Origin of the sequence: Micropruina sp. (assembly GCF_047607385.1) — a bacterium.
In the GTDB taxonomy this organism is placed as follows: domain Bacteria; phylum Actinomycetota; class Actinomycetes; order Propionibacteriales; family Propionibacteriaceae; genus Micropruina.
Genome location: NZ_JASGDE010000226.1, coordinates 1 through 10,669 on the forward strand (window position 1 = coordinate 1; position 10,669 = coordinate 10,669).

Below are 10,669 nucleotides of genomic sequence, written 5' to 3' on the forward strand. Positions count from 1 at the left end.
CTGCGGCTTCGCGGGCGCCTGGGGGCGTCCGGCCGCCGGGGCCGACGGACGCGGGCCCGGGGTGCCCGGCCGAGCTGCCGGAGCCTTGGGTGCGGGTGCCTTCGCGGCAGGAGCACCGCCCGCCTTCTCGGCGGACATGCGCTCGTTGAGCCGCCGGACGACGGGCGGCTCGATGGTGGACGACGCAGAGCGGACGAACTCGCCCATGTCGTTCAGTTTCTTGAGAAGATCTTTGCTTTCGAGTCCGAGCTCTTTGGCGAGCTCGTAGACGCGGACCTTGGCCACTACTCTCCTTCAGGTCCGCGGGCGCGCGGACCAGCTAGTTGTTGTTGCTCATTTCGAGGTACTCATCGAGTGGTCATGAGCGTTAGCCCACTTTCTGGTTGGGATCCGCCCCGAACGGGCGGAGGCGCACCCGCAAGTGTATCGTCGTCGCCCCCGAATCACCCAAACGGCAGCGCGGCAAGGGTCCGGGCGGCGGCGGAGTGGTCGATGCTGCGCCGCAGGCCGCGTCCGATCGCCCGGGACTTCAGGGCGCGTGCCGCACACTCCGGGTGCAGGTAGACCCCGCGTCCGGGCAGCCGCTGGCGTTCGTCGAGCAGCACCCCGGAGCCACCGTCCCAGACCAGCCGGAGCAGAGTCTGCTTATCGGCCCGGACGCGGCAGCCGGCGCACATCCGCTGCGGAGCTGTCATGGTGCCCAGGCTAGTGCCGTTCGGCGGAAGTTCTTCGGGGGACGGCGGTGCCAGGGTGGATGCCCGGCAAGGCCGACGAGGGAGTCGCCGCTCCCTGACCGAACCCGACCTCCGCGACAGCCCCTGGACTCAGCTCATAGCCACGGCACAGCCGGGCATCAGCGCAGTCCTGGGAGCGACCGGTTGAGTAAGGGACATGAACACGACACCGGAAATCGGCACCGACCAGGCGACGCAGACCGTCGGCGGGCGTCCTGGGGAAGGGAGTGGCCGCTGAAGCACGATCGACTGATTCCTCTTCCCGGCCCGGCCGTCCTCCCCAGGCGGCCGGGCTCAGTCGCGTCCGGACGCCCACCGGAGCCGCCGATGTGCCGATCGCTGGTCGAGCCCACCGCTCGCCTAACTATTTGGGGCTCGCCGAACTCGGCGAGCCCCAAATAGTTAGGCGAGCGCGAGAAGGGCGAAGGAGGTTGGTGTCGGGCTGGGAGCGCCTCTCGGCGCGTGGCCGCTCGCAGCGGCAAGTGTTGGAGCCCGGGGCTACCTCAGCCCGACACCGATCGACCATCATAGGCGTCCGCGCCCACAGACCAAATCGGGGCTCAGCGACGGAGCCTCAGCGGATCGGACGCGACATCGCCTGCGGTAACGCACATCGCCTGCGTTGCTACCCAGGCGATGTGCGTTACCGCAGGCGATGTCGGGCCGGAGTTGCGTCGGAGGCCGGCGTCGCCCGCCGCGGACGCGGTCAGCGCAGCTCGCCGGCCCGCCAGAGCCGGGCGCAGACGGTCAGGTCGTCGGCCATCTCCTGCAGCTTCGCGGCCCGGGCCAGCGGCTCCAGGCCGGACAGTTCGGCGCTGCCCGCCGAAGTGACCCGGCAGAAAGCGGCGGCCCGCTCCAACGCCACCGCGAAATCGCCGGTGAAGACACCGCGCATCAGGTCGTCGGCGACGCGCCGGACGTCCTCGGGCCGGGGTGGTTCGATACCGGCCACCACGTGATTGGGCTCGGTGAACCGGACGCCGGCGGCATAGCAGCGGGCCACCCCGGCCGAGTCGGTGCGCATCCACTCGCGCAGGAAGTAGAGCCGCCACAGCGCACCGGGCAGGCTGGCGGCCGGGCGGGTGGACCACAGGTCAGCCAGCGTCGACAGCCCGATCTCGCCGACCAGATCGACCAGCCGCTCGGTGACCGACGGATCCTGCGCGGCCCGGCCGGTGTGCAGCAGCACCGCCGCGGTCTCGTGGGCGGCGTGCAGTTGAGCGATCGGGTCGAATCCCTCCCCCATCAACTCCAGCATCGCGGGATCACGAAAGGCGGGCCGGCGGGGTCGGCTGTTGTCGGACGGCACCCGCAACAGGGTAGTCGGGTCGCCTCCGGGGCCCGGACGCCGCTCATTCGACCTCGGCACGATCCCCCGGCATCGCGGCCACACCAGCCTCTCGACTCAGCCCGTCGATGGCACGATCGCGCCCGGCATCGCGGCCACACCGGCCTCTCGGGTCAATCCGTCGATGCGATCGCGCCCGGCATTGCGGCCGCTCCGGCCTCTCGGGCCAACCCGTCGAGGTGACATCGCGGACGCCACCCACCGAGCACGAAGAGCAGGCTGACGCCGGCGCCTGACCCGGACGCGCCGTTGGCGTTCCAGCCGCAACACCATCGGGATCCCCCTGCGGCAAGGGGCGGGGCCGCCGCCGGTAGGGCGAAGAATTGCGTAGAGACGTCCGAATCCCGCTGCCCTAGCCTCCTGACAAGTATCGCGTAGTACGCACTATCTAGAAGGAGTCGTGATGGCACGAGCACTCGAGGTGACCCCCACCCCGTTGGACTTCGGCCCGGTCCGGGTGGGCACCGAATCCGACATCTCGCTGGAGTTGCGCAATGCCGGCGACATCGTCGTGGAGTTGCCGACGTTCTCGTTGCAGGAATCGGTTGCCGCGAGCGGGTTCGAGCTTCCGTCGGCATTGCCCAGTCGGCTGCAACCCGGCGAGAGCGCAACGGTCAGGGTGACCTGCCGTCCGCGTCGGCGCGGTGAGCACACCGGGACGATCGTGATCGAGACCGTCGTCCGGCCCAGGCCACGGCGAGAGCTGCACGGCCGCGTCGAGATCCCGGCCACGGCAACCGGGGTGGCACCGTCGGTGTTCCTCGCGGCCCCGACCTTCCCGCCGCTCACCGGCCGCCTGCCCCGGCCACCCATCCTCACCGACCTGCCACCACGACCCGGGCTCGACCTGCGCGACCTGACGGAGCTGCAGCTGATCGACTTCGGCCCGGTCGCTCCGCGCCACAGTCTGGAGCGGGCGTTCCGGATCCGCAGCGTGGGCGACCTGCCGGTGCGGGTGGCCGAGGTGAGCGCCGCCCCGACCGACCTCTTCGGCGTCCCCGACCCGGGCACGTTCCCCCGGCAACTGGCGCCCGGCCAGGAGATGACGGTCGCCGTGAACGTGGCCGCACCGAGCACCGACGGCCGGCTGCTGCACGGCGTGGTGACGGTGGTCACCGACGATCCGCAGCGTCCAGAGCTGATCCTGGACGTACGAGCCGAGGTGGTCGGGCCTCGGCTTGTCGCCGACGAGGGAATCGACTTCGGCGCCGGCGCATCACCCTTGGCCGCGTCCCTCACCTTCACCTCCGCAGGCACGCTGCCGGTCGTCGTGACCAACATCAGCCTCCGGGACGATCCACCGTTCGCCCTGGCCGGACCGCCTGTGCTGCCGCTCACGATCGATCCCGGCGGCACGATGACACTGACCGTGGTCTGCGCCGGACCGGTCAGCCAGCCGCGAGGCCAGTTGCTGGTGGAGTGGCGAGGAGGTGCGAACTACATCCACCTGTCCGCCGACATCACCTCCTGACCCGGACGCCGCTCTCAGCCGGGACACAGCGTCCACCCACCGGCCTGCCAGCGGCGTCCGGCTCACTGGGATCACCAGTGATCCGACAACTCAGGAGACAGATGAACATCAAGCAGAAGACCGGCCTGGCCGTCGGCGCGGCCGTGATCGGCGTCGGCGCGGTGCTCGGGGTTGGCTACGCGATGGCCGGCACCACGGGTCAGGCCCAGCCGCAGGCCAGCCAGGGTGCGGACGGCTCCGCGCCGGAGGGCGGCGGACCCGGCGGGCAGGGTCCGGGCGGGCAGGGTCCCGGCGGACAGGACGGCAGCCGCGGCATGGGCGACCTGGCCGCCTCGCTGGCCGAGAAGCTGGGGCTGGACGAGAGCACCGTGTCCCAGGCCCTGCAGGAGGTGATGCAGGCCAACCGTCCGGACGGCACCGGCCAGGACCAGGGCACGCCGCCGAGCGCCGGCGCCCAGCCGAGCCAGGGCTCCCAGCCCGGAGGCGGCGGACGCGGAGACCGGGACGCCACCCTCGCCAAGGCACTGGCCGAAAAGCTCGGCGTCGATGAGTCCAAGGTCACCGCGGCACTGACCGAGATCCGCTCCGAACAACAAGCCAATCGAACCGACGGTGGCGGTACTCCCGCTCCGCAGCCCAGCGCGACCGCCTGACCATCGGATCAGGTCTCGACAAGCTCGACCAACGGTGGCGCACAAGTGACGTAACCGGAAAGCGGAGTGGGCTGCACCCCGCCCGGGTATCGTCGCTTCGCTCCTCAACTCCGGTCGCAGAGCGACCTCCGTATAGGTCGGGCGTATCGTCGCTTCGCTCCTCAACGTCGGTCGTAGACCGACCTCGTATCAAGCGCGCGAGTCCCCTGCCAAGGGCTTCAAGAAGAAAGCAGAAGTGGGACGAGCAGCGCACGGGCGGGACGGGGTGCAGCCCACTCCGCGGAACCAAACGCAACGACCAAAGACCCCGCCCCAGAAGGGTCTCGACAAGCTCGACCAGCGGTCTCCTACGCCTGGGTGTCGGGACGGATGTCGATCCGCCAGCCGGTGAGCCGGGCCGCCAACCGGGCGTTCTGGCCCTCGCGTCCGATCGCCAGCGACAGCTGGTAGTCGGGGACGATGGCCCGGGCGGCCCGGGCGGCGGCGTCGGTGACGATCACCTGGGAGACCTTGGCCGGGGACAACGCCTCCTTGACGAACAGGGTGGGGTCGGCGGAGTAGTCGATGATGTCGATCTTCTCCTCGTTGAGCTCGTGCATCACGGCCCGCACCCGCTGCCCCATCGGGCCGATGCAGGCGCCCTTGGCCGAGACGTCCGGATTGTGCGAGAGCACGGCGATCTTGGAGCGATGCCCGGCCTCGCGGGCGATCGCCTTGATCTCGACCACGCCCTGCTCGATCTCGGGCACCTCCAGCCGGAACAGCTTCTGGACCAGGTTCGGATGGGTCCGGGAGACCACCACCTGCGGGCCGCGCAACTCACGGCGCACCGACACCACGTAGACCCGAAGCCGCTTGCCGTGCGAGTAGTCCTCGCCGGGCACCTGCTCGGCCAACGGCATGATCGCCTCGATGCTGCCCAGGTCGACCCGGACGGTGCGGGAGTCGCGGTCCTGCTGCACCACGCCGACCACGATGTCGCCCTCGACGGCGGAGAAGTGCCCGAACTTCTGATCGTCCTCGGCCTGCCGGATGCGCTGGTAGATGACCTGCCGCGCGGTGGTGGCGGCGACCCGTCCGAAGCCGTCCGGGGTGTCGTCGTATTCGCCGATCTTCTCGCCGTCCTCGTCCAGCTCGGGGGCGAAGACGGTGACCCGGCCGGTCTTGCGGTCCACCTCGACCCGGGAGTTGGGGACGGCGCCGTCGGTCTTCTCGTAGGCGTTCAGCATGGCGTCCTCGAGCGCTCCGACAAGCACGTTCATCGGGATCTCGCGGTCGCGTTCGAGTGCCCGCAGGGCCTCCATGTCGATGTCCATCTCACTGTCCTTCGTCGTCGTCGATGCTGCGTTTGAGTTCCACCTGCACCACGGCCTTGCCGATGGACGCCACCGGCAGGGTGCGCGGGGCGCCGGCCACGTCCAGGGTCACCTCGTCGTCGGTGGCGCCGATGATCCGCCCGGTGAGTTCGCCGTCGGCGGTGGTCACGCTGACCAGCCGCCCGGTGTTGCGCCGGTAGTGCTTGGCCTGCGTCAGGGGCCGGCTCACGCCACGCGAGGACACCTCCAGCGTCCATGGCCGATTGCCCATCGCGGGGGCATCGTCGAGGGTGCGGGAGATGGCGCGGGTGGCGTCCGCGATCTCGTCGAGGGAGGGGCCGCGGCCCTCGGGACCGTCACCGTCGAGGAAGATCTGGACCACCTGGCGCCGGCCGGCCGGGACGACTTCGACCCGGTCCACCTCCAACCCGCACGAGGTGACCACGGGCGTCACCAGCTGGGAAACGGTTGCTGGGTCCATGTTTCTCCTCGATCCGGTTTTTCGGTGCAGTTGTCGGCCGGTGCGGCTGTCCAGGGAGTTTACCCGGTACCGTCGGGGCCGTGATCGGACGCCGGGCCCTGCTGTTGAGTGGCACCCTCGCGCTGGCCGGGTGCACGGTGGGCGAGAACGTCCAGTGGCTGCCCTGGGCGGCGCCCAGTCCGCTGCCGGTGGCGGTGCCGGAGGGCCTGCCCGAACGTGTCGCCCGGACGGCAGCGCTGGCCGCGCTGCTGGCCGGCAACGCGGCGGCGTGGAAGCTGAACGACCGGCGGGTGGACACCCTGGAGTGGTTCGGACGGGCCCGCGAGGAGCAGGTGGAGGTGCTGCGCTCCACCGACCCGGCCCGGCGGCAACGGGCGGCGACCCCGCTGCCGAGCCAGCCGGTCCCGTCGGAGCGGACGGCCTCCGCCGCGCAGAACGCACTGGTCACCCAGTTGCGGTCGTTGCAGGCCGCGCATCGGACCTCGGCGCTGGCCACGTCCGGACCGGCGGCGTTGCTGTGGGCGTCCCTGGCGGCGTTCAGCGCGGTGATGGCGGCCCGGCTGCCGGCCGGCCTGACCGCGCTCGGGGACGACGACGCCACCCAGACCCCCGACCTGACCGGCACCGGCGCCGTCCGGATCGTGCAGCTGGCCGACCAGGCCGCGTACAGCTACGAACTTGCCCTGGCCGCCACCGGGTTGAACAAGGCCGCCACGGCCGCGTTGCGCAACCGGCTCACCCAGTGGCGCGGGCTGCGCTCGGAGGTTCTCACGGCGTCCCCCGGCCTGCAGCCCACCCCTCCCCCGGTCGGCTACGACCAGCGCCCGGCCCGCAGCCGGGCCGAAGCCTGGCAATTGGCCGTCCAGACCGAAAGTGCCGCGCTGCCGATGTTCGGCGCCTGGCTGGCCGGGACGGCGTCCGCCGCGGAACGACGCGTCGCGGTGGACGCCCTGGTCACCGGCACGTCCGCCCTGGTCGGTTTCGGCGGCCCCGCGCTGCGCTGGCCGGGTTGGCCCGGCTGAGCAGGTGTGCTGAAGGTCAGGCGGCGCCCAACGCAGCGGCGGGCCGCGTCTTGGCGTTGGCGATCTTGGCCACCGCCGGGGAGACGACTCGCCCGGTCTTGGCGCTGCGGTTGATCAGGGCTCTGGCGGCGTTCTTCTGCGCGGGCGTCACGCGAACAGTGACCTTCGCCATCGTCAGCCTCCTTCGCCGAGTGCTTCCTCAAAGTCAGGATACGCGGTGAGCCTACCCGTGGGTGCGAGCTCTGTCCTCGGGTTCCTCGACCGCGTCGGCCTCATTGCCGGCCGCCTCGATCTCATCGATCTCCTCCGCCAACTCTTGGACAACGCTCTCCAGCGCCGCATCGATGAACACCTTCTGGCTCTCGTCAAGAAGATCGGATTCGCCCAGTGACACCAACTCAGCCACCCCCAGTTGGGCCAAGTTCGGCCTGTCCGAAGCGGCAAGTTCAGCGGCCCAGCGCAGAGTCCTCATCGTCTCCTCGCGTCTGGATCTGCTCTCCAACTCCTTGGCGGTACGCCGAGTCAGCCACGATCCCAACAACACGCCGAGAAACGCCAGCACAGGTGACCCAAAGCTGATCACATAGACAGCCCAGGTCGGGAGGGTCGTGGTGTCCACCGTCATCCTCTCCGGGTCACCAACATTCAGATGCCGACGACCGTAGCAGCGTCCGAAGGCCCGCCCCAAGGACGAGCACTGATCGATGCTGCACATCCCTTCGATGCTGCACATCGCTGGTTGAGCTACGTCGAAACCCCCCCTCGTGCCGCGCCGCCGGGGGCTTTCGACATGCTCGGCCAACGACCGCGCGGTACGGAGGGACGGTTCTTTTCGGTCCATTCGGACCCAAAAAGTGGACCGAAAAGAACCGTCCCCGCGTACCACCAGCTAACCGACGTAGCTGAACCAGGTGTCCCAGGCGAGCTTGAGGGCGAGCGCGGAGACCACCGCCAGGAACACCTTGCGGACGAAGGTGTTGCCCTGCTTCAGCGCCGTCCGGGCGCCCAAGAAGCCGCCGGTGAGGTTGGCGAGACCCATCAGCAGGCCCAGCCCCCAGAGCAGGTTGCCGGTGACCGCGAACGCGACGATCGCGGCGGCGTTGGTGGTCAGGTTGGCGAGCTTGGCCAGCGCGCTGGAGGCCAGGAAGTCGTGGCCGATCACCGACACCAGGGCGATCACGAAGAAGGTGCCGGTGCCGGGACCGATGAAGCCGTCCCAGGCACCCACCACGAACCCGATCGCGGCCATCCGCAGCCGGGCGTCGTTGCCGGTGTGCTTGACGTGGGCGTGCAGGCCCAGCTGCGGACGCCGCCAGGTGTACCAACCCACACTGACCACGGCGGCCAGCACCAGCGGGGTGAAGTGCTGCCGGGGCAGGAAATGGGTGAGCTGCGCGCCCGACCAGGAGCCGACCGCCGCCATCGCGAGCAGCGGCCAGGCCAGCGACCAGTCCACCCGGATCGACCGCAGGTAGGTGAGACTCGCGGTCGCCGTGCCCATGAAAGAGGGCAGCTTGTTGGTGCCGGCGATGGTCGCCACCGGGGCGTCGGCGGGCAGCCCGATCAGCAGCGCGGGCAACTGGATCAGTCCCCCGCCGCCGACCACGGCGTCCACCCAGCCGGCGACGAAGGACGCCGCCACCAGCAGCGCCAGGGTGAGCAGCGGGAGCTCGAGCCCCGAGACCATCAGGACAGCCGACCCGAGCCCGACCGGACGCCGACCACGGCCGGCGCGACCGGTGCGGCCGGCGCGACCGGTTCGCTCACGACCGCAGCAGCGCGATCAGTTCCTCGGCCGCTCCCTCGGCGTTCAGCTCGGTGCGCTCGCCGGTGGCCCGGTCGCGCACCTCGATCAGCCCGGACGCCAGCCCGCGTCCGATCACCACGGTGGTCGGCATGCCCAGCATCTCGGCGTCGGTGAACTTCACGCCCGGGCTGGCCTTGCGGTCGTCCAGCAGCACCTCGAAACCGGCCGCCGACAGCTCCAGAGCCAGCCGTTCGGCGTACTCGGACATCGCGGCGTCCTTGCCGGCCGGGACGATCTGGACGTCGAACGGCGCCAGCGTCCGGGGCCAGGACAGCCCGCGCTCGTCGCAGTGCGACTCGGCGACCGCGGCCACCGCCCGGGACACTCCGACGCCGTAGGAGCCCATGGTCACGGTGACCAGCTTGCCGTTGGAGTCGAGCACCTTCAGGCCCAGCGCCTCGGCGTATTTGCGGCCCAGCTGGAAGATGTGACCCATCTCGATGCCGCGCGCCAGGCTGAGCGGGCCGGAGCCGTCCGGAGCCGGGTCGCCCTCGCGCACCTCGGCGACGTCGATCACGCCGTCCGGGGTGAAGTCGCGGCCGGCGACCAGGTCGATGACGTGGGTGTCGACCTCGTTGGCGCCGGTCACCCAGCGGGTGCCGGTGACCACCCGCGGATCGACCAGGTATCGCACCCCGGACGCCGACTCCTCGCCCAGCGCCTTGGGACCGATGTAGCCCTTCTTCAGCGCCGGGTGGGCGGTGAAGTCGTCGTCGGTGAACGGCAGCACCTCGGCCGGCGACACCGCCGCCTCCAGCCGCTTCAGGTCGACCTCGCGGTCGCCGGGCAGGCCGATCGCCAGCGGCGTCCGCTTGCCGTCGGGCTGCTCCAGCATGAACACCACGTTCTTCAGCGTGTCGGACGCCTGCCAGGGCCGGTCGGCGCGCGGGTATTCGGCGTTCACCCGGTCGACGAGGGTGGCGATGGTGGGCGTGTCCGGGGTGGGGATGCGCCGCGGCTGGCCCACGCCCGCGTAGTCGAGCGGCGCCGGCGCCGGCACGGTAACCGCCTCGACATTGGCCGCATAGCCGCCGGGCGAGCGGACGAAGGTGTCCTCGCCGGATTCGGCGACCGCCAGGAACTCCTCCGACGCCGAACCGCCCATCGCCCCCGAGGTGGCCTTGACGATCACGAACTCCAGGCCGAGCCGGTTCATGATCGCGATGTAGGCGTCCCGGTGCGCCTGGTAGGACGCCTCCAGCCCGGCGTCGTCGACGTCGAAGGAGTAGGAGTCCTTCATCACGAACTCGCGGCCGCGCAGGATGCCGGCCCGGGGCCGGGCCTCGTCGCGGTATTTGGTCTGGATCTGGTACAGGCTCAGCGGCAGGTCCTTGTACGAGCTGTACAGGTCCTTCACCAGCAGGGTGAACATCTCCTCGTGGGTGGGCCCGAGCAGGTAGTCGCCGCCCTTGCGGTCCTTGAGCCGGAACAGGTTGGGGCCGTACTCGGTCCACCGGTTCGTCGCCTGGTAGGGCTCCCGGGGCAGCAGCGCTGGGAAGCGCACCTCCTGGGCGCCGATGGCGTCCATCTCCTCGCGGACGATGGCCTCGACCTTGGCCAGCACCTTCAGACCCAGCGGCAGCCAGCTGTAGATGCCCGGGGCGGCACGCCGGATGTAGCCGGCGCGGACCAGCCATCGGTGGCTGGCGACCTCGGCGTCGGCCGGGTCGTCGCGCAGCGTGCGGACGAACAACTTCGACAGGCGGGTGATCACGGTGCTCCTTCTCCTGCTCGGCGAACCATCCGACGAGCAGGGGCCAGCCTAACGGTCCGGTACGCCCACCCCTCTCAGCGCTCGCCTAACTATTTCGGGCTCGCTGAGTTCAGCGAGCCCGAA

General features: G+C 70.4%; 12 protein-coding genes. 3 read left to right on the forward strand and 9 right to left on the reverse strand.

Features of this window, described 5'->3' with window-relative positions:
- The 3 genes from QM582_RS19240 to QM582_RS19250 all read right to left on the reverse strand — a co-directional run.
- On the reverse strand, window positions 1-285 hold a 285-nt coding region (locus QM582_RS19240), incomplete at its 3' end, for a translation initiation factor IF-2 N-terminal domain-containing protein (protein WP_415087162.1).
- Window positions 286-443: 158 nt separating this feature from the next.
- On the reverse strand, window positions 444-695 hold the full coding sequence (locus tag QM582_RS19245; RefSeq protein ID WP_415087164.1) for a YlxR family protein: 252 nt from the start codon (window positions 693-695) through the stop codon (window positions 444-446).
- A 745-nt stretch (window positions 696-1,440) separates the two neighbouring features.
- Window positions 1,441-2,043 carry a hypothetical protein gene (locus tag QM582_RS19250; protein WP_415087166.1) on the reverse strand — a complete coding sequence of 201 codons (603 nt, stop codon included), beginning with the start codon at window positions 2,041-2,043 and terminating at the stop codon, window positions 1,441-1,443.
- Window positions 2,044-2,485: 442 nt separating this feature from the next.
- On the opposite strand from QM582_RS19250, the gene QM582_RS19255 reads away from it, so the two are divergent.
- Window positions 2,486-3,553, forward strand: a complete 1,068-nt coding sequence (locus QM582_RS19255) for a choice-of-anchor D domain-containing protein (RefSeq protein WP_415087168.1) — start codon at window positions 2,486-2,488, stop codon at window positions 3,551-3,553.
- A gap of 101 nt (window positions 3,554-3,654) precedes the next feature.
- Window positions 3,655-4,206 carry a hypothetical protein gene (locus QM582_RS19260; RefSeq protein WP_415087170.1) on the forward strand — a complete coding sequence of 184 codons (552 nt, stop codon included), beginning with the start codon at window positions 3,655-3,657 and terminating at the stop codon, window positions 4,204-4,206.
- A 347-nt stretch (window positions 4,207-4,553) separates the two neighbouring features.
- Here QM582_RS19260 and nusA read toward each other — a convergent pair whose 3' ends face one another.
- Window positions 4,554-5,522: a transcription termination factor NusA gene (gene nusA, locus QM582_RS19265; protein ID WP_415087171.1), complete on the reverse strand. Its 969-nt coding sequence runs from the start codon at window positions 5,520-5,522 to the stop codon at window positions 4,554-4,556.
- 1 nt (window position 5,523) lies between these two features.
- A complete protein-coding gene (gene rimP, locus QM582_RS19270; RefSeq protein ID WP_415087173.1) occupies window positions 5,524-6,003 on the reverse strand; it encodes a ribosome maturation factor RimP in 480 nt (159 codons plus the stop codon).
- 80 nt (window positions 6,004-6,083) lie between these two features.
- On the opposite strand from rimP, the gene QM582_RS19275 reads away from it, so the two are divergent.
- Window positions 6,084-7,025, forward strand: coding sequence for a hypothetical protein (locus QM582_RS19275; RefSeq protein ID WP_415087174.1), 942 nt, complete (start codon window positions 6,084-6,086; stop codon window positions 7,023-7,025).
- Between the two features lie 16 nt (window positions 7,026-7,041).
- On the opposite strand, the gene QM582_RS19280 is transcribed toward QM582_RS19275, so the two are convergent.
- The 4 genes from QM582_RS19280 to QM582_RS19295 form a co-directional block, all read right to left on the reverse strand.
- Window positions 7,042-7,197 (reverse strand): hypothetical protein, encoded by a 156-nt coding sequence (locus tag QM582_RS19280; RefSeq protein WP_415087176.1) that lies wholly within the window; start codon window positions 7,195-7,197, stop codon window positions 7,042-7,044.
- A gap of 51 nt (window positions 7,198-7,248) precedes the next feature.
- Window positions 7,249-7,644: a hypothetical protein gene (locus QM582_RS19285; protein ID WP_415087178.1), complete on the reverse strand. Its 396-nt coding sequence runs from the start codon at window positions 7,642-7,644 to the stop codon at window positions 7,249-7,251.
- 270 nt (window positions 7,645-7,914) lie between these two features.
- On the reverse strand, window positions 7,915-8,712 hold the full coding sequence (locus tag QM582_RS19290) for a sulfite exporter TauE/SafE family protein (protein ID WP_415087179.1): 798 nt from the start codon (window positions 8,710-8,712) through the stop codon (window positions 7,915-7,917).
- A 76-nt stretch (window positions 8,713-8,788) separates the two neighbouring features.
- Window positions 8,789-10,546: a proline--tRNA ligase gene (locus QM582_RS19295; RefSeq protein ID WP_415087181.1), complete on the reverse strand. Its 1,758-nt coding sequence runs from the start codon at window positions 10,544-10,546 to the stop codon at window positions 8,789-8,791.
- Between the last annotated feature and the right edge of the window lie 123 nt (window positions 10,547-10,669).